The sequence below is a fragment of the Micrococcus sp. HMSC067E09 genome (assembly GCF_001812555.1).
In the GTDB taxonomy this organism is placed as follows: Bacteria; Actinomycetota; Actinomycetes; order Actinomycetales; family Micrococcaceae; genus Micrococcus; species Micrococcus lylae.
This window is the reverse complement of the sequence record NZ_KV809411.1, coordinates 1-22,264: the sequence shown is the minus strand read 5'-3', so window position 1 is coordinate 22,264 and position 22,264 is coordinate 1. Positions and strand designations below refer to the sequence as shown.

The following is a 22,264-nucleotide window of genomic DNA, read 5'->3' as shown; positions in this document are numbered from 1 at the left end:
AGCCTACAGCCGACCGGTGAGCTCGGCCTCGAGGTCCGCCGCGGCCTGCGCGTAGCGGGGTCGCAGCGCGTAGACGCAGCGCAGCCGCAGCAGGGTGGCGTGCTCGTAGAGGCCGATCCGCGGCGCGGGCAGGCCCTCGGCGGAGGCCAGCTCGTCCACCGTGCGGCGCACGACGTCCGCGCGGGCCGCAGACCAGACGCCCTGCCGTTGGCGCCACAGCGCGTGGGCGCGCAGGTTGCCCAGGTCCAGGGCCGGGTCGCCCAGGCAGGCGGTGTCCACGTCCAGCAGGCCGGGGCCGAGCTCCGGGTCCCAGAGCAGCTGCTTGTCATGCAGGTCCCGGTGGGTCGGGACGTTCCCGACGGCGGGCAGTCCCCTCAGCGTCTGCCCCACCTTCTCCACGGCGCGGACGAACCCCGGCTGCGCCCCGGTCCAGGCGGCGGTCCGCTCGAGCCAGTCGGCCAGGACGGCGGCCTCCTGCGCCGGGCCGTGGACGGGCAGGGCCGCCGGGGCGGGGATGCCGGCGTTCTCGGCCGCACCGTTCGGGCGGGTTCGGCGGGCCGCGGCGAGGGCCTCGGCGATCTCCGCCCAGGCCCGGTCCCATTCGGCGGCGGTGAACGCGGACTCGTGGTGGAGGCTGCGGCCGGGCAGGGCCGCGAACGTCACGGTGGCCTCGGTGGAGTCCAGCACCTGCGGGGTGCGGAAGCCGGCCTCGAACGCTCTGGCCCGCTCGATGCCGTCCAGGATGCCCTGGGCCCTGCCGGCGCGGACGACCTTGGTGAAGGCCTCCGCCTCCGCACCTGTGGTGCGCACGACCGCACGCTTGCGGGGACGCCAGGAGACCACGGTGCCGCCGGCGGCCACGAGCGGGGCGAGGGCCTTCAGCGTCGAATCGGCGTCGGCCGGCAAGAGCTCGAGGGAGCCGTCCCGCCAGTGCCCGGCGCGCAGGGCGCCGCCGCTGGAGACCTCCACGGCCAGCTCGCCGACCGCGCCGGAGGGCCAGCAGCGGTCCACGGCCCAGAGACGGCCCTCGGCTTCGGCCTCGGCCGGGGGCAGCGCGGTGCGCAGTGGCGCGACGGGCAGCGGCGACTGGCCGGCCGGCAAGGCCGAGGCGACGGGCGAACCGAGGGGCGCGGACGAACCGAGGGGCGCGGACGAGGCGGAGGTCGCGGAGCCGTCGTCGGGACGGTCTGAGCCGGCGGCGAAGGCGCGGGCGGCCTCCAGCTCGCGCAGGCAGGCGCGCAGGTGGACCACGCGGCCGGTGATCTGCTCGGCCCAGTCCGCGTGGCGGCGGCGCAGCGGGTCCACGGCCGCGGCCAGGTGGGCGTAGGCCTCCCAGGCGAGCACGGTGACGCGGTCGGCCTCCCCGTGGACGCGGGCGTGGCCGGCGGCGTGGGCGTCGGCGAGCGCGGGCAGCTCCTCCCGGCGGCAGGCGGCGTTCCAGGAACCGAGGTCCACGGCGGCGGGGCCGGTGCGGGCGCGGTCCACGTCGATGATCCGCACTCCCCCGGTGCCGTCGGCGGCGGCGGAGAGGACCTGGTCCGGGGACCAGTCGCCGTGCAGCTCCACGGCGGGGTCCTGGGCGCAGGAGGCCTCGAGCAGCGGCTGCAGGTGCGCGGCGGCGTCCCGGACGGCGTCGGCCAGCCAGGCCGCTGACGACGCGATCGCCTCGGCCGCGGCCGGGGCATCCGGGACGAATGGAGGCAGCGGCGAGCCGCCGGCGGACAGGGCGTGCACGGCGGCGACCGCCTCTCCGGCGGCCGCGGCCGCGGACGCGACAGGGACGGCCTGGAGGTCCCCGGCGCCCCAGAACGGGGAGGACGCGGCGGTGCCCTTGATGCCGACCGGCTTCAGCGGCACCACCGGCACCCCGGCGGCGGCCCAGCGGGCGACGGTGGCGACCACGCCGCCGGGCTCGTCCAGGCGGCGCGCGTGGATGCGGACGACCTCGTCTCCCACCCGCACGACCACGCGGCGCCTGGGGTTGTGGCGCAGCACGGTCCAGGCGGCGTCCGGGCGGCGCTCGGCGAGCGCGGCGCGGGCCCGGTCCAGGGGCACCGCGAGCGCCGGATCGGTCCAGAGGCTTCCCCAGAGGACGGTGGCGTCCCCGTCCCAGCGGTGAACGCGGACGTGGTCGGCCCGGCCGATGCGCTCGGCGCGGCGCAGGGCGGAGTCCGCCTTGTCCTGGTCCCGGGTGAGCATCAGCCAGCCGTGGCCGGCCTCGGTGAGCGGGGCGTCGAGCGGCTCGGTGCCGTCCGCGCCGAGGGCACGCCAGGAGACGACGATCGACCGCCCGGGCTTCACACGCTCGTGCACGGCCTGCACGCGGCGACCGATGATCCGCGACAGGCCTGCGTCCGAGAGGACCTGCTCCACGCCGGGCAGGGCGGTGAGCGCCGTGCGCTCGGCGTCGGCCGTGTGCTGGTCGGGGGTCATGAGCTCTCCTCCTGGCGTTCGGCCGCCGCCACGCGCTGCTGCGCGGCCCACTGGGCCACGCGGGTGTCCGGGCGACGGAGCAGCTCCGCCGGGGAGCCGTCCTCCACGATCCGGCCGTCCTCCAGCCAGAGCACGCGGTCCAGCTCGCGGATCATCGAGAGGTCGTGGGTGATGGCCAGCGTGGTGCGGCCCTGGGTGAGCGTCCAGAGGGACTCCTCCACCAGGGCGCGGGAGGCCGGGTCCAGGCCGGTGGTGGGCTCGTCCAGGATGACGATCGGTGCGCGGCGCACCAGGGCGCGGGCGATCGCGATGCGCTGGCGCTGACCGCCGGAGAGGGTGTCTCCGCGGGCGCCGAGCATGGTGTCATAGCCCTGCGGCAGCGCCCTGATGAACTCGTCCGCACCGGCGCGGACCGCGGCGTCCTCGACCTGCTCGTCCGTGGCGTCCAGGCGACCGTAGCGGATGTTCTCCCGCACGGTGGTGGCGAACAGGACGGACTCCTGGAGCAGGATGGACACGTGCGAGCGCAGGTCCGCGCGGGTCACCTTGCGGGTGTCGTAGCCGTCCACGAGCACGGCGCCGGAGCCGGTGTCCGCCAGGCGCAGCAGGTAGCCGGCCAGGGTGGACTTGCCGGCACCGGAGGGGCCGAGCAGGCCCACTCGCTGCCCGGCCGGGATCATCAGGTCCAGCCCGGTGAACAGCGGGCGGCCGTGGCCGTCCTTGGCGCAGATCCTGTCGAAGACCACGTCCCCGACCACCTGCTTCATGGGGACGGGGTGTTCGGGGTCCTGGATCTCGATCTGCTCGTCCATCAGGTCCGCGATGCGTTCGCCCGAGGCGGCGGCGCGGGCGATGCGGCCGGTGTACTTGGCCATGTCCCGCAGCGGCTTCATGGCGGTCTTCAGGTACATGAGGAACAGCACCATGTCCCCCGGTGTCATGGCGCCCTGCATCACCTGCAGGCCTCCGAAGCCGAGGACCACGGCGGTGGACAGGCCCACGAGCACGTCCGTGGAGCGTTCGAGGCCGGCGGCGAGCTTGCGGGCCTTGATGCCGGCCTTCAGCGCCTTCTGGTTGCCGGCGGCGAAGCCGGCGGCCACGGTGTCCTCGAGGCCGTAGGCCTGGACCACCCGGATGGCGCCGAGCGCCTCGGCGGCGTCCCCGACCAGGGCGCCCTCGCCCTTGCGGGTCTTGCGGGAGGCCCGGGTGATCTTGGGCGTGGCGATCCTGGAGATCACCAGGTAGACGGCCCCGGTGGCCAGCACCACCACAGACAGCGTGGGGTTCAGGACCATGACCACCGCGAACAGCACCACCACCGTGAGCAGGTTGCCGATCAGCGGCAGACCCGCGGTGACCGCGACCTCCTGCAGGCGGCCCATGTCCCCCACCAGGCGCTGGGAGGTGTCTCCCACGGAGGCCTGCGTGTGGTAGCGTAGGGACAGGGACTGGATGTGGTCGAACACCCGTGCGCGCAGCCGGGTCACCACCTTCACGCCGGTCTTGGCGAAGGCGATGGTGGAGATGTAGTTGCAGACCGCGCGCCCGGCCACGATGCCGGCGAGGATCAGCGCCCAGGTGACCAGGGTGCCGGTGATGTCCCCGCTCAGCCCGGTGGCGGCGGAGACCTGCGCGCCGAGGGCGACGGTCACGGCGTCCACGGCGATCTTCACCGGCCACGGCTCGAGGATGCGGAAGACCACGTCCCCGATCAGGGCGAGCATGCCCACCAGGATCAGCGTGCGGTGCTCGCCCAGGTGCGGGCGGATGAGGGCGAGGGTGCGGCGGGTCGGGCCCGGCCCCTGCTGCTTCCGGGACCTCGTCTTCGAGGAGGACGTCATCAGGCGGTGCGCTCCCGGACCAGGCGGAGCAGGTCCGCGGCACGGTGGGCCCAGGTGTGGTGGGCCTGAACGTCCGCGCGGCCGGCGGCGGCGAGCGCGGCGGTGAGCTCCCGATCCGCGGCCAGCCGGGTCAGCGCGGCGGCGAGCGCCTGGGCGTCGCCGGGGCGGACAGCCACGCCGCGGCTGCCGACGGCCACGCCCTCGGCGTCCGGCTCGCCGGCGCCGAGGACCTGCGGGATCTCCCCGACGGCCGAGGCCACCACGGTGGCCCCGGCGGCGAGGTACTCGTAGACCTTCAGCGGGGAGAAGTAGTGGTCCTCCGGGTTCTGCGGCCGCGGGTACGGGGCGGTGGCCACGTCCCAGGTCCCGACGACGGCCGGCACCTGCTCCGGGGCGACGGCGCCGTGGAACGTGGTCGCCTGACCCAGGCCGAGGCGCTCGGCCTGCTCGCGCAGGGCCTGAAGCTGGGGTCCGGCACCGCAGAACTCGATCCGCCAGTCGGCGGCGGCCGCGCCGGCCGCGGCGACCGCGTCCAGGAGGGTCTGGGTGCCGTGCCAGGGCTTCAGCGTGCCGAGGAAGCCCACGGTGAACCCACGGGCGGCGGGCTCGGGCGAGCCGCCGTCGTCGTGCAGGAACGCGCCGGAGGCGGCGTGCCGGGCGAGGGGGCGGATGCGCTCGGTGTTCACGCCGTTCGGGATGACCACGGTGGCCGCGGCGGCGGCCGGCACGTCCCGGCGGACCCAGGCGGCGACCGGCTCGGAGACGCAGGAGACCACGTCCGCGGCGGACAGGGCGGACTCGGTGAGGGCGAGGGCGGTGTCCACGTCATGCAGGGACCGGTGCGCGGACTGCTCGGCCACCAGCGGGGCGTTGACCTCCATCACCAGCGGGATCCGGCGGCCGGCGTTCTGGGACAGGGTGGCGGCCAGGCGGGCGCCGACGTCTGAGAACAGGGCGTAGCGTTCGTAGACCAGGTCTGCGCCATCGGCCGCGGCGGCGGCCAGCATGCGGTCCCCGGCGCGGCGCAGCTCGACCTCGCGCTCGGCGGAGCCGGCGGCGGAGGCGACCGGGACCACCTCGACCTTCAGGTCCGCCAGGTCCGCGGGCACGGACTCGACGCCCTTCTTGTCCCCGCGGCGCAGGCAGTACACGGTGACCTGGTGGCCGAGGCCGCGCAGGGCACGGGTGATCTCCTGGACGTGCACCGAGGCGCCCTTGGTGCCGAAGGGGCCGATGCCCGGATCGGCGAGCAGGTAGGCGATCTGCATGGGTGGCTCCTCTCAGGCGGTCACGAGGTCCCGCAGGCGGGCCGCCTGGCCGGCGGAGCCGAACAGCTCCTCCACCTGGGCGCGGGCGGCGGCGGTGAGTCCGGAGTGGTCCGCGTCCGGGGCGATCGCCTCGGCCACGGCCTCGGTGAGTGCGGCGGTGTCTCCGGTGGGCACGAGCCAGCCGGTCTGACCGGTCTTGACGACCTCCCCGACGGCGGTGACGTCCGCGGCCACGCAGGGCAGGCCGCGGGCCATGGCCTCGAGCAGCACGGTGGGCAGGCCGTCCGCGTTGCCGTCCGCGCCGACCACGAAGGGGGCCACGAAGACGTCCCGGGTGCCGAGCAGCTCGGCCACCTCGGCCTGGGTGAGGGGGCCGAGCAGGTGCACGTGCTCGGTGAGGCCGAGCTCCTCGATGCGGCGGCGCAGGGTGGGGGCGAGCGGGCCGTCCCCGGCGATCTCCGCGGTGACCTCATGGCCGGCGGCCCGCAGGCGGGCGACGGCCTCGACGACGTGCTCGAAGCCCTTCTTCTCCACCAGGCGGCCCACGGCCAGCAGGCGGGCCGGGCGGTCGGCGGTGCGGGCCGGACGCTCCACGTAGGGGAAGCGGTCCAGGTCCAGGCCGTTGCGGACGAGCCTCAGCGTGCCGGTGGACTGGGGGAAGCGGCGCTTCAGATCGTCCACGTTGTACTGGGAGATGGTGACGGCGTGGTGGGCGTCCGCGAACTTGGCCTGCAGGTCCTGCGGGTCCACGTCCTCATGGAAGATGTCCTTCGCGTGGGCGGTGAAGGAGTACGGCAGCCCGGCGATCTTGGACGCCATGCGGGCCACGGTGGTGGCCACGGACGCGAAGTGGGCGTGCAGGTGGGTGACGCCGTGCTCACGGGCGGCCCGGGCGACCTCGACGGCCTGGTGGGCGTCGTCATGGCCCAGGGCCACCAGCTCGGGCAGGTGCGCGGCGATGCCGGCGGTGAGGGAGCCGTCCCCGTGGTCCCCGCCGTCCGCAGCGACCGCACCGGCCAGGCCCTGCCAGAGGCGGTGGGCGGAGGTGGGGCGGCCGATGTGCACCACCGGGGCCTTCACCCGGGCCAGTTCGGGGTGGAAGCGGGCGTCCGTGGTGGGGCGCAAGGAGAAGATGACGATCTTCTCCCTCTGGGCCTCGCGGGCCAGGATCTCGGAGACCACGAAGGTCTCGGAGAAGCGCGGGTACATCTTCAGGACGTAGCCGATCACGGGGGTCTCAGCAGGCATTCTGGGCCTCCAGGGAGGAATCGATGGAGCGGGTGGGCAGGGCCGAGGCCTCGCCGCTGAGGACGGCGCGGGCGGCGCGGTGGCGGGTGCGGCAGGAGCGCACGACGTCCGCGGCGAGCGGTCCGATGTGCGCGAGGCCGTCCAGGTCCAGGTGGGCGCGGTCCACGCGGCGGGTGACGGCGTCGGTGAGCCAGTGGCCCACCACGGCGGGGCAGACGTCGGCCATGGGCACGGTGTCCACGGCGTCGGCGGCGGCCAGGGCGGCGGCGCGGCGCGGCTGCTCGGCGCGGCGGGAGGCGCGCGGGACCACGAGGGCCGGGGTGTCCGTGGCGAGGACCTCGGCGGTGGAGTTGTAACCGCCCATGCAGACGGTGGCCGCGGCGTGGGTGAGCAGGGCCGGCAGGTTGCCGACGGCGCGGCGGACCTCGATGCCGGGGCGGGCAGCGCCCTCGGCGCCAGTGACCGGGGCCGAGCATGGGTTGGCGGCGGCGGCCTCGCGGACCCGGGCGACGTCCGCGGCGGGCATCTGCGGGCCGGTGACGATGATGTGGCGGTGGCCGGCCGGGACTTCGGCACCGGCGGCGGCGAGCAGGACGTCCACGCCGTCCGAGCCGCCGCCGACGGAGGTGAGGATGTACGGGGTCTGCAGCGGGGCGCCCTCGTCCTCCGGGCGGCCGCGGGAGAGCAGGCCGGTGAAGCGGGTGAGCTCGGCCAGGTCCGCGGGGATCTCGCCGGTGGCGGTGGGGTCGTAGACGGCGCGGTCCCCGTAGACCCAGAGGGCGTCATAGTGGGCGGCGACCTCGGAGGCGCCCCCGATCTTCTCCCACTCACCCCGCACGGCGGCCGGGGTGTCCAGCACGTCCCGCAGCCCCAGGACGGTGGCGGTGCCGTGGTTCTGGCGCAGCTGGGTCAGGGCCGGCTTGAGCTCACTGTCCACGCCGAACGCGTGGCGGTCCGCGATGAACAGGTCCGGGGCGAACGCGTCCAGGGCGGAGGCGATGACACCGGAGCGCATGTCCGCCAGGTCCTGCACGGACATGCCGATGTTGCGGGCCGCGTAGCCGCCGGCGGTGCGAGAGAACCCGGGCAGCAGCAGCCAGTCCCAGCCTTCCGGGAGAGAATCCTGCGGGGCGTCCGGGTGGCCGGCGATCAGCATGCCGGTGACCTCCTCGCCGGTGAGCTTCGGCAGGGAGTTCGCCAGCGCCCAGGCCAGGGCCCGGTTGCGCCGGGCATGGCCGAGGCCCACCGAATCGTGCGAGTAGAGCGCCACGCTGATGCCCATGGGATGGCACCTCCTGAAGCCGTCCGTGACCGGCCCTGTGCCGATCGATGGGGACGACGCTAGGCAGGGCCCATGAGGCGTTCATGAGACCGCAGGGAGGTGTTCATGAGAGGTGCTCATGACAGGTGTTCATGACAGGTGTTCATGAAAGGTGTTCATGAACCGCTGGCCGGCCCGGCCGGTGGACGGCGTGTCGGCGGGGGTGGACGGACCCTGCCGCCACGGTGGGGTCAGGTCACGGTGATCAGCGCTGGAGCGACGTGCGGGAGCTCCCCTCCGCGGAGATCGGCACACGGGCCGGGAGCACGTCGGCGAAGGCCGGCGGCAATGGAAGCACATCGGCGGTGCCGGTGAGCGTGACGACGACCGTGGTGTCGTCCGGCGCAACGTGGGCGTGGACGCCCGCCAGCCCCGGAACGGTCTCCGTGGCCCCCACTGCTGCGAGGTACTCGTTTACGGCCTGCCGGGCCTCCGCGTCCGTCAGGGCGAGTCCGGGGCCGGTGTCCAGCGCGAACGCGACCGCCTCGGCACCGGATGCCGCCGCCCCATCCGCCAGGGACTGCAGCTGGCGCGCCTGCACGTTCACCCAGGTGGCGGCGAACATCACCAGGACCAGGGCGAGGACGATCACGGTCATGCCGATGACCAACGGCGTGGTCTGGCCGTCCTCGGCGGCGAGGCGTCTGCGCATCGTTGTTCCCTTCATGCGGCGGCAGGTCGGCGGTGCCGGAGCCCGGGTCAGGGCGCCGTCAGAAGCGGGGCACCCGGTGGCGGGCGTCCGAGGTGACGGTGACCGGTGCGGCGGTGATCCCGAAGAGCTGGTCCAGCACCGGCAGCGGCACCTCCACCCGCACCTGGACCTGCGCGACCATGCCCGGCTGGCGTTCGAGGCAGCTGCCGGGATCACACTGCACGTGGACGTCATACATGTCCGCCAGCACGCCGTAGTCCTTGAGCGTCCTCTGGGCGACCGCGTGCACCGACGCGCCGGCCGTGCCCTGTTCCTGGGATACCGCGGCCCGTGCGGCCTGGTCGGCGGCGGCGACCGCGCCGTAGGCGGCGGCCTGTGCCTGGGAGACGAACAGGAGCACGTAGAACAGCGGGACCAGCAGGACGAACGTCAGGCCGAGGAACTCGACCACGGCGGATCCCCTGTCCTCCCGGAGACGGTTCGCCATCACCCCACGGCTCGGTCCCGATGGAACAGGGCGAGCCTGCTCGTCAGTACCGGAAGGCATGGCCGTGCACCTCCCACTCGATCGGCGAATGCCACAGCCCGAGCACGGGCATGGTGCCGGTGACGGTGACCCGCAGGACCGGGGTGCCGCCGTCGCTGAGGTCCTCGGCGGACACGCTGGTGCCCAGGGCGGTCACCGAGCCGGCTGCCAGGACCTGTTCGGCCCGGGCGACTCCGTCTGCCGCCGTGCGATCCGCCAGTGCTCCGTAGCGGGCGCCGGCACTGGCAGCGTCGATCATCGCGTTGCGGGCGTGGACGGCGATCGCCCCCTGGACCAGCGTCAGGAACAGGACCGCCAGCAAGGCCAGCACCATGGTGCTCTCGGCCACGGCGCTGCCTCGCTCCCCCGCCGACGGGCCGGTCCGTAACGGGCGGCACCGGGGCGGAGCCGACGCATTGCTCCGGTGCGGAGCGGTCGGACGACGGCCCACGGTCAGCGGGCGGCGTCGTTCACCTGCTGGATCGCCTGCTGGAACATGCCGCTCAGCGCAGGTCCGGCGATGGCGATCAGCGTGGCGACCAGGGCGGCGGACATGAGCGTGATCATGACCCAGCCGGGCACGTCGCCGCGCTCGTCTGCGGCGCGCTCACGGGCGTCGCCGAAGAAGGCGGCGACGGACTGCAGCATCATCATGGCCTTGGTCTGGATATCCATGGTGGGTTCCCCTCTCGTGGTGTCAGCCTGGCTCTCAGGCGGATTCGGTGGTGATGGCTATTCAGTTGTGCCCCGACGTGTCAGATCCCGATGTCCAACAGTGCGATGCCGGGGAAGACTGCGAAGAGGACGGTCAGCGGAAGGATTCCGAAGACGAGCGGAATCATCATGTGGACCTCTTTCCGCCCGGCCGCCTCCATGAGCTCGCGTTTGGACAGCTCCCGGACGTCCTGGGCCTGGGCCCTGACGACGTCGGCCAGGGGCGTGCCGCGCTCGAGGGCGACGAGGATGCCGTCGATGAACCGCTCGAGCGGCGGCAGCTGGGTCCGACGTCCGCACGCCTTGAGGGCTGCGGCCAGCGAGGCCCCTGCTCTCATGTCCGCCAGGGTTCGGGCGAACTCGTCTGCCAGCTCTCCGCGGGCCGTGACGGTGATCCGTTCCAGGGCGCCGGTGGTGCTCTCGCCGGCGCTGACGGACAGGGCGAAGAGCTCGGCGACGGACGGGAACTCGGTGAGGATGCGTCGGCGCCGTCGGGTGATGGCCGAGGCGAGCATCGAGTCGCGCGCCACTACGGACAAGCCAGTGAACGAGACGACCAGCAGCACCGCCACGACGACACCGATGCGGTCGAGGCCCACGAGGGTGACGGCCAGCAGCGTGGAGACGAGCGCTCCCCCGACGCCGAGGACGACCTGCTGGGCCCGGTAGTCGGCCACGGACAGGTCGCTGCCGGCCGCATCGAGCTTGCGGCGCAGCGACTCCTGCCCCGGGTTGAAGCGCTGCAGGGTACCGATGCCGGCGCCGAGGAGCGGCTGGACGATGCGGGCGAGTCCGGACCAGGGAGAGGCCGGTCCCTCCTGGGCGAGCAGGCTCGAGGCGGGCGCGTGGTGCCGCATCTGCGGCTCGACGCGCTCGGCCAGGCTCGGGCGCCATCCCCAGGGCAGGTGCTGGACGATGAGGAACAGGCCGAGCCCCAGGGCCAGCCCGAGGCCCAGCGCGATCGCGGTCATGGCGTTCATGCGATCACCCGCTCGTCCTGGGGAAGCGCACCGATGCGGAGCATCAGCTGGTAGCAGACGACCGAGACCACGAGACCGGCGAGCAGCACTGCTGCTCCTGCCGCGGTCCGATACGTCTCCACGGCCACGGGCTGCGTGCCGATGAGCAACAGGACGACCCAAGGCGCGGCCACGGCCAGGCGTGCCGCGTTGACGGTCCAGGACTGTCGGGCCTCCAGCTCGGAGCGGACCCGGGCGTCCTGGCGCAGGAACTCGGACAGGGTCTGCAGCAGCTGGCCGATGTCTGCGCCGCCGACCTCACGTGTCATGCGCAGCGCGGCCACGAGCCGGTCCGCAACGGGGTCGGACATGCGGACCTTGAGTCCCTCGAGCGCATCGAGGAAGCGGGCGCCGGCGCGGTAGTCGCGGCTGAACTCCTGGAAGGGTTCGCGCAGCCCCTCGGGGCCGTTCTCCCCCAGCTGCATGAGCGCCTCGGGCAACGTGAGACCGGCACGGATCGCCGAGCGGACGTGGTCCACCGCGTCCGGCCACACGTCACGGAGGAGGACGTGGCGGCGCCGGGCCTGGTAGGAGAGCAGCGCGTAGGGCACCACGGCGCCGAAGAGGGCGAAGCACAGGGCGATCGGCAGGGCACGGGTCAGGGCCAGGACGAGCAGGAGGGCGAAGACGCCACATCCGGCCATCGCGGCGACCACTCCGGCCGGAGACAGGCGTGCGATGCCGGCCTGAGCGATCAGGCGGCGCAGCCTGCCCTGCTTCGCCGGCGCGTCATCCTCGGCGGGCGCGGGCTCGTTCCAGCAGGACCACCAGACCAGGAAGAGTCCGGCGCCCAGCAGCAGTCCCAGAAGAAGGCCCATTCAGCGATCGCCCACCAGGTCGAGGATGTCGATGCCGTGACGTTCCAGCTGGGGCATCTCGAGGCTCGCGGCCTGGTTGACCACCAGCTGCCCCTCGCTGTCCCTGCGGAACAGGGTCGAGGTCTCGATGACGCCGTCCTCCACCCGCGAGCCGACGGTGAGGATCTCCTCCACCTGGCGGCGGCCCTGCCGGTCCCGGGCGCAGTGCACGACCACGTCGATGCAGGTCGCCACGGTCGGCACGACGAAGTTCCGCGAGATGTTCTCCCCGGCCAGCAGGGGCAGGGTGCAGAGCTTGGTGAGGGCGTCGGAGGCGGAGTTCGCGTGGATGGTGCACATGCCGGCCAGGCCGGAGTTCAGTGCCACGAGCATGTCGAGTGACTCCGCTTCCCGGACCTCACCGATGATGAGGCGGTCCGGCCGCATGCGCAGTGCCTCCTTGACGAGGCGTCGCAGCGGGATCTCTCCGTGGCCTTCGAGGTTCGGCTGGCGGCACTGCATGCCGACGACGTCACGGACCGGCAGCTGAAGTTCGAAGATCTCCTCCACGGTGATCACCCGTTCCCGCGGCCCGATCGAGGCCGCCAGACAGTTGAGCATGGTGGTCTTTCCGGCCTGGGTGGCCCCGGAGACCAGGATGTTCATGCCGGAGGACACGGCGGCGTCGAGGAACTTCGCGGCCTGGACGGTGAGCGAGCCGCCGCGCACGAGATCGTCCAGGCGGTTCGCCCGGGCGATGAACTTCCGGACGTTCACGGCCCAGTGCCGCCGGGTGATGTCCGGGATCGCGACGTGGAGACGGGAGCCGTCGGGCAACGATGCGTCCACGAACGGCGTGGACAGGTCCAGGCGGCGCCCGGAGGACTTGAGCATCATCTCCACGGTGTCGCGGACCTGCTGCTCCGTGAGCACGATGCCGGTCAGCTCGGAGCGTCCGGAGCGGGCGCAGTAGACCGCGTCCGGTGCGTTCAACCAGAACTCCTCGACGCTCGGGTCGTCCAGCAGAGGCTGGAGCGGACCGAATCCGGCGAGCAGGTCGAAGAGCCACTGTTGGGTCTCGGAGGGGTCCTTGAGCGCGGGAAGGGACCCCTTCATGGCCCGGGATTCGTAGTCCGTGGTGGCGTCGCTGATGAGCCTGCGCATCGACTCGGGCTCCAGCTGGGGGTCGATGTCACGCCGTCGGATGAGCTCACGCAACTCCGATTCGAGGATGCGCACTGCTTCCATTGGTCCCTCCTGCACATGCCGATGCAGCCCCCTCCGCTGGGGTCTCCCGTTTCCGGCGCCATCCCTTGCGCCGGCACCCACAGTACCGTGGCCTGGCTCACACCTCCGGAACCTGTGGACAACGCGTGCCGCGAGCGGACCCGACATGCCCCGGAGAAGGGTTTTCCACAGATCGCGGCCCTGACTCGACGCCCGGTACGGGCGTCAGGGCAAGGTGGGACGCACGGCGACGCCGGGAACGGGATGCCGGCGCCGTCGGCCGCGGCGGCAGGTCGCGGACACGACCGACGGAGGGGAGCCCTGATGTCCTGGACGGTGGAGATCGTGGGGATGTCCGGCATCGAGAGCTGGATCGTGTCCGACCTGCCGCCGCACCCCGCGGATCAGGACCGCGCTGTGGCCGAGCACTTCCCCGACGTCGTGCTCGAGTGTGAGAGCCGCCGAGGCTCCCACCTCCGCTACATCGCCCGTCCGCCCGGTGCGCATCGACGCCTCCGGGGACCGGAGCTGAGCCTCGTGGCCGCGAGCGGCCCGGACGCCGGACACGTCGTGCCGTTCCCGAGGGGCGGCACCACGGTCGGCCGCGGCGGCAGCCGGTGGCGTCTGGCGGATCCGACCGCCCCGGCCCGTCCCGTCGCCCTGACGGCCTCCTCGTCAGGCCTCTGCGTGGACGACGACGGTCCCTCGCCGTGGCAGAACGCGTCGCCCGTTGCTGTGGGCACGACCGACATCGTGGTGGCGCGCGGCCCCGAAGAACCGCTGCCGCCTGCCGCCGTGCCGCCGACGGCCCGCGTCGACACCTCCGGCGCACCGGCGCCGATGTCCCTGGTGCTCCCCGCCGTCATGGCTGTGGGACCACTGCTGCTCGGCGTGGTGCTGGCCGTGAGCACGGGACGCGCGTTCTTCCTGCTGTTCGGGCTGCTCTCCGTGGTCGCTGTGGGGACGATGCTCGGGCTGCAGCGTCGCAGCAGGACCCTGTTCCGCCGGCGCCTGCACGCTCGGGTGGACGCTCTCATCGAGGAACGGGAGCGCAGCGCCCTCACTCCGCTGTCGCTCACCCGGGCGTGCCGGTCCCCTTCGGCCGACAGGTTTGCGCTGCAGGCCGACGCCGCTGCGGAGGATCGCGGAACCACGTTCTTGCCGCCGGTGTTGCGCTGGGGCTCGGGAATAGGAGAACTCCCCGTCGACGACCCGGTGCGCCAGGAGCGCTGGCGCCCCGACACGGTGCGTCGACAGCCGGTGCTGAGCCGTCCGACCCCCGGGGCGGCCGTGCGCGTGGCCGGCGCCGGGCCCGAACACGACGGCGTCCTTCGGTGGCTGGTGGTTCAGCTGCTGCTTCAGACCTCGCGCCGTGGCCTCGGGTTCGCCGTCTGCTCCGCGGACGCCGGCCTGCTGTGGCAGACCGGACCGGGTGCGGCGGGCGTCCTGCTCACGCTGCCGTCCGGGCGGATCGTTGCTCCCCTCCGGCGGGCGTGGTCGCGGCGCTGCCCTGCCGGCTCCGCCACGGCCGTCCCGTCGCCCGGCGAGCGCTGGGCCGAGGTGACGGTGGTGGAAGGCGCAGTCCGCGCCTCCGATGGCGAGGACCTGATCGACCTCAGCGACGGCAGTGCCCGCCTCGGCGCCGAAGGTCAAGACCTGGAGGATCTCCACGCCTGCGAGGTCTCCGTCCGCACCGCCTGCTGGTGGATGGAGGAGATCGCCTCGGATGTGGCCGCAGCAGCACCTGGCCTGCGGCGCGGAACCGCTCCGACGCCCCTGCGCGTGCCCACGGCACCGGGTGTCCGGGCTGCGGTGGAGGAGCTGGTGACGCCCCTCGTCGGTCCGGACGAGGGCGCCCATGCCCAGGTCGACCTCGACTTCGTGGCGGACGGGCCCCATGTCCTCGTCGCCGGCACCACCGGGTCCGGCAAGTCCGACCTGCTCCTGGGGATGCTGACCGGGCTGTGTGCCACACACCCACCGTCCGAGGTGGCGCTCGTCCTGCTGGACTTCAAGGGCGGTGCCTCGTTCTCGTGTCTCGAGCAGCTGCCCCACACCATGAGCGTGGAGACCAACCACGTCGCCTCCGCCTCCCTCCGTGCGCTGGACGCCGTCGGCGCCGAGCTCCGCCGCCGCGAGGAGCTGTTCGCGGCCCACCGCGTGAGCGACTATCCCGAGCTCCGCCGCCGAGTTCCGGGCATGGCGCTCCCCCGGCTCGTCGTGGCAGTGGACGAACTGCGTGTGCTCATCGACGAACACCCGGAGGCCTCCGAGGTGCTGCGCCGTCTTGCAGCCACCGGGCGATCCCTCGGATTCCACCTTGTCTTGGCGACTCAGCGGGCGACCGGGAGCGTGAGTGCGGACATCCGCTCGAATCTCGGTTCGGTGCTCTGCCTACGCACAGCCACGGAGCAGGAGTCGTGGGACCTGACCGGGTCTGCCGGGGCGGCACGCATTCCGTCGGATCAGCCGGGAACCGTCATCCATGTCGGGCAGGGGCGGGAACCACGCACCTTCCGGGCCGCGACGTGGGTCCGCTCTGACGCCGCCCGCCGTTGGGTCCGTCGCGGGGCCGCAGAGATCCAGCAGGTCGCCCCGACCCTCTGGAGCGAGGTCGTCGCCGAGCTGGCCGCCCTCACGGAGGGGGCCGCCCTTCCCGTCCCGGACCCGATCCTGTCTCCGCCGCTGCCGGAGAGCTGGACCCCGCAGGCATCGGGGGCCGTTCCGCTCGCCCTCGTGGACGACACCGCGTCCGGTCGCCATCGTCGACTCGATGCCGGCGAGGGGCCGGAGGCGAGCACCGCCTGGCTCATCGAGCCGGGAGGGGGCCGCGATCTGCTGATCGCACGGCTTCGGCAGGACCTTATCGGCGCAGGCGAGCATGTCCTCCACCTCGACGGCACCGGGGCACCGGAGTCAGAACGGGACGGCACCCCACACGACGTTCCCCGCCGTTGGCGTGTCCTCACCCCGGACGGACCGCAGGAGCCCGTCGAGGCAGTCCTCGAGTCTGTGGCCGCACTGGCAGAGACCGGCGGCACCCTGCTGATCTCCGGGTGGGCGGCCTGGTCCTCAGTGCGCTGCCCTCGGTCCTATCGCGGACTGGAGGAGCTCCTGGTCCACCACCTCGGCACGGACGGATCGCGTGGTATCCGCGTCGCCGCCGTCGGCGGCCGGGAGCTGGCCTCCTCGCGCCTGCTCGCGCAGTTGCCCCGTCGGCTCTACGTGCCGGCCGGCACCACCCCGGAGCAGCGGATGATGTGGCCCAGGCTTACCGAGGTCCTGCACGTGCCGGGGCGCGCCGTCCTGATCGACGCCGACCACCCCGAGCCCGGAGCTCCTGCCCAGCTCCCCTTCCCACCGCCGTGACCTGCGCGCACCGTGGGACGCGACGGCGCACCGAAGCCCACCTGTGAAACGCCTCCCCCGGCAGAGGACACCGACCCCATCTGCTCTAGGCTGAGCGCATGAGCCAGATCCTGCTGTTCCACCACGCGCTCGGCCTCACCGACGGCGTCCGTACTCTCGCCGAGAGGATCGAGGCCGGCGGCCACACGGTGCATCTGCCGGACCTGTACGAGGGCACGACCTTCGCCACCGTGGGGGAGGGCGTCGCCCACCTGCAGCAGGTCGGCATGGACGAGATCGTCTCCCGCGGCATCGCCGCCACCGCCGAATACCGCCAGGCCTCCGTGCTGGCCGGCATCAGCATGGGCGTCTGCCCCGCCTTCAAGGCCGCGCAGACCGTCCCGGCGTTCCGCGCCTGCATCGCCATGTCCGCCGCCCTGCCGCTGAACGCCTACGCCCCTCTGTGGATGCCTCACGTGGCCCTGCAGGTGCACCTGGCCACCGAGGACCCGTGGGTGAAGGACGAGGACCTGCCGCTGGCACGCTCCTACGCCGCCTCCGCCGAGGAGCCGGACAACCCGGCCGACCTCTTCGAGTACGACACCGCCGGCCACCTGTTCATGGACTCCTCCACAGATGACTACGACGAGGCGCTCACCGACCTCATGGTCCAGCGCATCCACGAAATGTTGCGATAATAACGCCTCGTCAGATTTCGGCATCTCACGCAGGGCAAGGCGCCCGGCCTCAGGACATGTGAGGGTCCCGTTCAGACCGCACCAACGGCAATGAGAGGCATCGCCACAGATTGGAGAGGCCAGATCATCAGTCGCAAAAGGGTAAACACTCAAAGTGAAATCCTGAGTTCACTCGTCCGTCCATATGAAACGAACTACTGCCCGTCAGTGACCTCCAGCCGCAGTTGAGACTTAATCCCACGCCAAAGGACCAATGCCACCACCGAGACTACAAGAAGCACACCAGCGCAAACGAGAAACAGGTTAACAACGCCTATAACATCAACTATTGCGCCAAAACAAGCAATACCAACCGGCTGCAATGACAAGCTGGCAGCCATCAGGAGGGAGGAAACTCGACCAGCCATGGAGGCCGGTATCCTTGAGAACACAAAGGACATATAAACAACATTTGCATATCCATTCAAAGCGCCGACCCAAACTAGCATAAACAACATCGGACCGACATCCACAATTGGCAGAACTGCAATCAGCGGCGCCTGACCTATGTTTGCAACCATAACGACCGCGAATGCCTTCAGCCCCCAACCCCGAGACTGGCCAGCCGCCCATGCGCCAGCAATAGCACCAATGCCATAGGCCGCCATAACGACACCGAATACAGCAGAGCCACCTAGCGGCGCACTCAAGGCGCGGAAGCCAGTTTGGAATAGGCCAGCCGTCACTACATCTATTACAGCATCGACACCCATTAAGACAAGAAGCCATCGCGTCGCGACAGCAAACTTCAGGGCGGCTGTGACACCCGCAATAAAGCCGACCTCACCGGCTCCATCCGCCAGTACTCTCGATGTCCTTGTCCTTACTGACAGAACAAACATAATAATAGCGCCAAATAACAATGCACCAATGTTGGCTAAAATACACCACTCAAAACCTGCCGAAGAATAAACTACTCCACCAAAAAGGGGCCCAATAATCGTCGCCAAGTTCGTTATCGATGAATATACAGAATTTCCAAAATTATATCTGCTTTCATCTAGCAAACGTGGAGTGAGAGCTCTTGCAGCTGGACCTGATAGACCATTAACAAGTCCATAGACACTGATCGTTGCAATAACAGCGACCTCGGAGTATTGCTCCATTCGCCCCGAGAGCAACAAGGTCAGGGCTATGCAAAGAGCCACTATATTCTGCCATAGCAGCAGCCTTAGAGGATTGCTCCTGTCTGTCAGCCACCCTCCAAGAACAATTCCCACTAGCGCAGCAAATGTAGGCAAGGCAACGGCAAGGCCTACCTGCGTGAAACTTCCGCCTCGGTCAATCAACCAGAACGACACAGCGACCGTCTGGAATGGCGTCGTTGCGCGAAGTGGGGCTAGAGCCACCCACGCAATCCGGAATGCCGATTCACTACGAAATGACTGTGGTCTTGACATGTGAAGCTCAGGCATTCGAGTACTGCGTCGCCACCCCGCGTGAGGTCAGTACCCTCTCGATATGGTCGAACATGCGGTAGAGATCGTTACAGTAGATAGTCCGGCGCGCAAACCCCTCTTCCCTTGAAAAGCGAGTAGTGACACGACCACCACCACAGATTGCCAGGAACTTGCAATCTTTACATGCCTTCGGGATAATGTCCTGCTGCTCACGACAATAGACGAAGAACGGATCCATATACAAATCATCCATACTGTTCCGCAGTACATTTAGGCCCAGGTCTGACATACGATCCTCACAAGCCCTGAAATTATCGGTCGGCTGCAGATCTCCATCAGTTTCAATCACCGCGACATTGACTGGCGCGTAACCGAACTGATCGCTCGCAAATGTCAGGCCACTTACAGCACGAATCATATCCGCTCTCGATCCTGCTGGAGAACATCCTGAATGACAGACATGTCACCCTCCTTTGACTAGGTGTGTCGTAGCTCACTGGCTAGCGAGCTGAATTCAGCAAACCACTTCATCTGCAACGGTGTCGAGACCCTGGTACTAAAGTCAAAGAACTTGGCACCAAGGTGCCAGACCTTTGGCTAACCGTCGCTTTACCGCGCCTCCGCGTGGCCGTCCTTGCGCGGGTCGGAGCCGCCGGCGTACCCGCCGTTCGGCAGGCGCCACACGGCCTGCCCTCCGCCGTAGGTGCGGTCCCCCGCGCCCGTCCGCGTCACGCGGTGGCCCTTCGCCTCGAGCGCGGCGGCCACCTCGTCGGACCATCCGACCTCCAACTTGAGCTCGCCGTCGCCCTCCACGAACCAGCGCGGAGCGTCCAACGCCTCCTGCGGCGACTGCCCGGCCAGCAGCCGGTGCATCACCTGCAGGTGCCCCTGCGGCTGCATCGGCGCGCCCATCACGCCGTACGCGCACACCGGCTGCCCGCCGCGGGTCAGGAAGCCGGGGATGATCGTGTTCAGGGGCCGCTTGCCGCCGGCCACCTGATTCGGGTGCCCATCGGTGAGCACGAACCCGGCGCCGCGGTCGTGCAGGGCGATGCCCGTCCCCGGCACCACCAGCCCGGAGCCGAAGCCGTAGTAGTTGGACTGGATGAGGGAGACCATCATCCCGTGCGCGTCGCCCACGGACAGGTACACCGTGCCGCCGGCCGTCGGCGGCTCGGTCACGACGACGGCCGCTCGCCCCCGGCTGATTCGCGCGGCCATCGCGTCGATCGCCTCGTCGGACAGGATGTCCTCCACCTCGGTCCGCGTCCAGGCCGGGTCCGCGATGTCCCCGTGGAGGATCGTCAGGGCCTGTCGCATCGCCTCCACCTGCAGGTGGACGGTCTCCGCGTCGTCCGGGTCCGCGCCGGCGCCCGGGTCCACGCCCAGCCGCTCGAGGATCCGGATCGCCACCAGCGCAGCCAGCCCTTGGCTGTTCGGCGGGATCTCGCACAGCTCGTGCCCGGCCCAGGATGCGGTGATCGGCTCGCACCACTCCACCTCGTGCTCCGCCAGGTCCTGCGCACCCAGCAGTCCCCCGCCGGCCTCGGCGTGGGCCACGATCCGCTCGACGAGCGCACCGCGATAGAAGGACTCCCCGCCGGTGGCGAGGATCTCCCGGAGGGTCGCGGCGTGGTCGGCGAAGACCACCTTCTCCCCCTCGCGCGGGGCCCGACCGCCGGGCATGAAAGTGTCCGCGAAGTCCTCGATCTCCCCGAGGATCCCGGCGGCACGCGCCCAGTCCTGGGCCACGATCGGCCCGACCCGCCAGCCCTCTTCGGCATGGCGCACGGCGTCCCGGCCGAGCCGTGCGAACTCCAGGCGCCCGAACCGCTCGGACAGCGCCCGCCACCCGGACACCGCGCCGGGCACGGTCACCGAGTCCCAGCCGCGCTTGGGCATCTCCTGATACTTTGCGAAGTGCTCCGGGGTCCACGCCCGCGGGCTGCGGCCGGAGGCGTTGAGCCCGTGCAGTCGCTCCCCGTCCCAGACGAGCGCCAGCAGGTCTCCGCCGATCCCGTTGTTCGTCGGCTCCACCACGGTCAGGCACATGGCCGCGGCCACGGCGGCGTCGGCGGCGGTGCCGCCCTCGGCCAGCACCTCCTGGGCCGCGGCGGCTGCCAGCGGCGAGGAGGAGGCCACCACGGCCTCCCCGTAGACGGTCGAACGGCGCGTGGGATAGGTGTCCATGCCGCCCATCATGTCAGCCGGACCGGGAAGGACGAGGCGAGTGCCGTCGTCGGGAAGAAGGGGCGCTGCCCCGAGGGCTCAGTACTCCCCGTGGATGCCGCGGCGGCGGGCGCTGGCCGAGAGCAGCAGGGAGGCCACGGCGATCACCGCACCCACCGCACCGGCCGTGTAGAAGCCGGCCACCGGGGAGAAGGCCTCGATCGCGGCGCCGCAGAGCGGGGCGCCTGCCGCCGAGCCGGCCGTCATGCAGGAGCCGTAGAAGCCCATCGCCTCACCGCGGCGTTCCTCCGGCACCAGCCGGGACAGCCGGCCCGAGGCCGCCGCCAGCGTGGGCGCGGTGAGCAGGCCGGACGGGATGGACAGCAGCGCCAGGGACCACAGATCCCAGGCCAGGGCCATCGGCAGGGAGGCCAGGGCGAACAGGCCCATCAGGACGGTCGGGGAGACGTCCCGATGCGTGGCTCCGTAGAACACCCCGCCCACCGCGGAGGCACCGCACCACAGGGCGAAGACCACACCCACCGAGGCGGCCTGCCCCGCGTGCTGCAGCGTGGCCATGATGGACACCTCGGTGCCGATCAGGCAGAAGCCGGCACCCACGGCCACCAGCAGCGTGGCCACCGAGGCCCGGTTCATCCACCCGAACGAGTTCCGGCGCCACTGCCGCAGACGCTCGGCGCGCCCGGTCCGGCGGGCCCGGGCGTCCGGAGACACCGGACCGGATCCGTCCGCGGCGATCACCGGAAGCGCGCCGGTCACGGCCGGGATGGCGGAGGTGACCACCGGGATCGCGCCGGTGGCCAGGTCCGCCGCCGCCACGTCCAGGTGCATGGGGGCGCCGGTGACCGCCTGGGCCACCGCCTGCTCACGGTCTTCTTCCTCCGTATAGGCGTCCTCGCGCTGCGGGCCGGCCTCCAGCTGCCAGGAGCGGGTCGGCGGGTTGAACCACATCAGCAGGGCGCCGCCCACCGCGCCGGACAGGCCCACGACCACCAGGCCCAGCGACGAGTTGCCGGTGGCCGCGATGATGCCGCCGAGCGTCGGGCCGATGATGAACACGCCCTCGGTGATGATCGAGTCCAGGGCGAACGCCGTCTGCCGGTCCCGGCCCTTGGCCAGCACGCCCAGCCCCTGCCGCACCACGGAGAACACCGGAACGGTGAGCACGCCGCCGAGGAAGACGCCGGCAAGGATGAACGGGAACGGCAGATACGCCACCACCGGCCAGATCAGCGCCTCACCGATCACCGAGGGGATCAGGGCGCGGCGCAGGCCCTTGTTGTCGATCACCCGGCCGCGCCAGGGGGCGCCCACCGCGATGCCCAGCGTCATGGCCGCGACCACGAAGCCGGCGGTGCCGTACCCCAGGCCCATCGTCGCCGCGACGTGGAAGGTCAGGATCACGCCCGCCGCACTGTGCGGGAAGCGCGCGATGAACCCCACGCCCAGCAGGTTCCGGATGCGCGAGTCCTTGAGAAGCCGAAAGTAGGCGCCGAAGTCCACCCGCGGCAGTCTAGTTGTTGTGGGTCATGAGGTTCTTGCC

At 71.2% G+C, this 22,264-nt stretch carries 18 protein-coding genes; 2 read left to right on the top strand and 16 right to left on the bottom strand.

What is annotated here, in order from left to right; all coding sequences use genetic code 11:
- Positions 1-3 precede the first annotated feature (3 nt).
- The 12 genes from HMPREF2863_RS01480 to HMPREF2863_RS01425 all read right to left on the bottom strand — a co-directional run bounded on the left by HMPREF2863_RS01480 (position 4) and on the right by HMPREF2863_RS01425 (position 13,067).
- Positions 4-2,433 carry a hypothetical protein gene (locus tag HMPREF2863_RS01480; protein ID WP_070637488.1) on the bottom strand — a complete coding sequence of 810 codons (2,430 nt, stop codon included), beginning with the start codon at positions 2,431-2,433 and terminating at the stop codon, positions 4-6.
- Positions 2,430-4,274, bottom strand: coding sequence for an ABC transporter ATP-binding protein (locus tag HMPREF2863_RS01475; protein WP_070637486.1), 1,845 nt, complete (start codon positions 4,272-4,274; stop codon positions 2,430-2,432). The genes HMPREF2863_RS01480 and HMPREF2863_RS01475 overlap by 4 nt, the downstream gene beginning before the upstream one ends.
- Positions 4,274-5,542, bottom strand: a complete 1,269-nt coding sequence (locus tag HMPREF2863_RS01470; protein ID WP_070637484.1) for a glycosyltransferase family 4 protein — start codon at positions 5,540-5,542, stop codon at positions 4,274-4,276. Before HMPREF2863_RS01470 ends, HMPREF2863_RS01475 begins: the two co-directional genes overlap by 1 nt.
- Before the next feature lie 12 nt (positions 5,543-5,554).
- Entirely contained in the window at positions 5,555-6,790 is a 1,236-nt protein-coding gene (locus HMPREF2863_RS01465; protein WP_070637482.1) for a glycosyltransferase, read from the bottom strand.
- Positions 6,780-8,072: a glycosyltransferase family protein gene (locus tag HMPREF2863_RS01460; protein WP_070637481.1), complete on the bottom strand. Its 1,293-nt coding sequence runs from the start codon at positions 8,070-8,072 to the stop codon at positions 6,780-6,782. The genes HMPREF2863_RS01465 and HMPREF2863_RS01460 overlap by 11 nt, the downstream gene beginning before the upstream one ends.
- A gap of 244 nt (positions 8,073-8,316) precedes the next feature.
- A complete protein-coding gene (locus HMPREF2863_RS01455; protein ID WP_067190927.1) occupies positions 8,317-8,763 on the bottom strand; it encodes a pilus assembly protein TadG-related protein in 447 nt (148 codons plus the stop codon).
- Between the two features lie 58 nt (positions 8,764-8,821).
- Positions 8,822-9,250 carry a hypothetical protein gene (locus HMPREF2863_RS01450; RefSeq protein WP_087133867.1) on the bottom strand — a complete coding sequence of 143 codons (429 nt, stop codon included), beginning with the start codon at positions 9,248-9,250 and terminating at the stop codon, positions 8,822-8,824.
- Positions 9,251-9,293: 43 nt separating this feature from the next.
- The gene (locus HMPREF2863_RS01445; RefSeq protein ID WP_082739851.1) at positions 9,294-9,638 is read right to left on the bottom strand and encodes a TadE/TadG family type IV pilus assembly protein; all 345 of its coding nucleotides are present in this window, start codon (positions 9,636-9,638) and stop codon (positions 9,294-9,296) included.
- 104 nt (positions 9,639-9,742) lie between these two features.
- Positions 9,743-9,937 carry a hypothetical protein gene (locus HMPREF2863_RS01440; RefSeq protein WP_369804933.1) on the bottom strand — a complete coding sequence of 65 codons (195 nt, stop codon included), beginning with the start codon at positions 9,935-9,937 and terminating at the stop codon, positions 9,743-9,745.
- 107 nt (positions 9,938-10,044) lie between these two features.
- Positions 10,045-10,974 carry a type II secretion system F family protein gene (locus tag HMPREF2863_RS01435; RefSeq protein WP_246828796.1) on the bottom strand — a complete coding sequence of 310 codons (930 nt, stop codon included), beginning with the start codon at positions 10,972-10,974 and terminating at the stop codon, positions 10,045-10,047.
- Between the two features lie 5 nt (positions 10,975-10,979).
- Positions 10,980-11,840, bottom strand: coding sequence for a type II secretion system F family protein (locus tag HMPREF2863_RS01430; protein WP_070637476.1), 861 nt, complete (start codon positions 11,838-11,840; stop codon positions 10,980-10,982).
- Positions 11,841-13,067 (bottom strand): TadA family conjugal transfer-associated ATPase, encoded by a 1,227-nt coding sequence (locus tag HMPREF2863_RS01425; RefSeq protein WP_070637474.1) that lies wholly within the window; start codon positions 13,065-13,067, stop codon positions 11,841-11,843.
- Positions 13,068-13,370: 303 nt separating this feature from the next.
- On the opposite strand from HMPREF2863_RS01425, the gene HMPREF2863_RS01420 reads away from it, so the two are divergent.
- Both HMPREF2863_RS01420 and HMPREF2863_RS01415 read left to right on the top strand, forming a co-directional pair.
- Positions 13,371-16,415, top strand: a complete 3,045-nt coding sequence (locus tag HMPREF2863_RS01420; protein ID WP_070637472.1) for an FtsK/SpoIIIE domain-containing protein — start codon at positions 13,371-13,373, stop codon at positions 16,413-16,415.
- Positions 16,416-16,513: 98 nt separating this feature from the next.
- Complete coding sequence (locus HMPREF2863_RS01415; protein ID WP_070637470.1) at positions 16,514-17,092, top strand: dienelactone hydrolase family protein; 579 nt, start codon at positions 16,514-16,516, stop codon at positions 17,090-17,092.
- Positions 17,093-17,286: 194 nt separating this feature from the next.
- Here HMPREF2863_RS01415 and HMPREF2863_RS11345 read toward each other — a convergent pair whose 3' ends face one another.
- The 4 genes from HMPREF2863_RS11345 to HMPREF2863_RS01405 all read right to left on the bottom strand — a co-directional run bounded on the left by HMPREF2863_RS11345 (position 17,287) and on the right by HMPREF2863_RS01405 (position 22,224).
- Entirely contained in the window at positions 17,287-18,531 is a 1,245-nt protein-coding gene (locus tag HMPREF2863_RS11345; RefSeq protein ID WP_227718900.1) for an MFS transporter, read from the bottom strand.
- Positions 18,532-18,538: 7 nt separating this feature from the next.
- Complete coding sequence (locus HMPREF2863_RS11710; protein WP_141756339.1) at positions 18,539-18,949, bottom strand: SPASM domain-containing protein; 411 nt, start codon at positions 18,947-18,949, stop codon at positions 18,539-18,541.
- A 191-nt stretch (positions 18,950-19,140) separates the two neighbouring features.
- Positions 19,141-20,721: a gamma-glutamyltransferase family protein gene (locus HMPREF2863_RS01410; RefSeq protein WP_083315146.1), complete on the bottom strand. Its 1,581-nt coding sequence runs from the start codon at positions 20,719-20,721 to the stop codon at positions 19,141-19,143.
- A gap of 78 nt (positions 20,722-20,799) precedes the next feature.
- Complete coding sequence (locus tag HMPREF2863_RS01405) at positions 20,800-22,224, bottom strand: MFS transporter (protein WP_070637466.1); 1,425 nt, start codon at positions 22,222-22,224, stop codon at positions 20,800-20,802.
- Positions 22,225-22,264 lie beyond the last annotated feature (40 nt).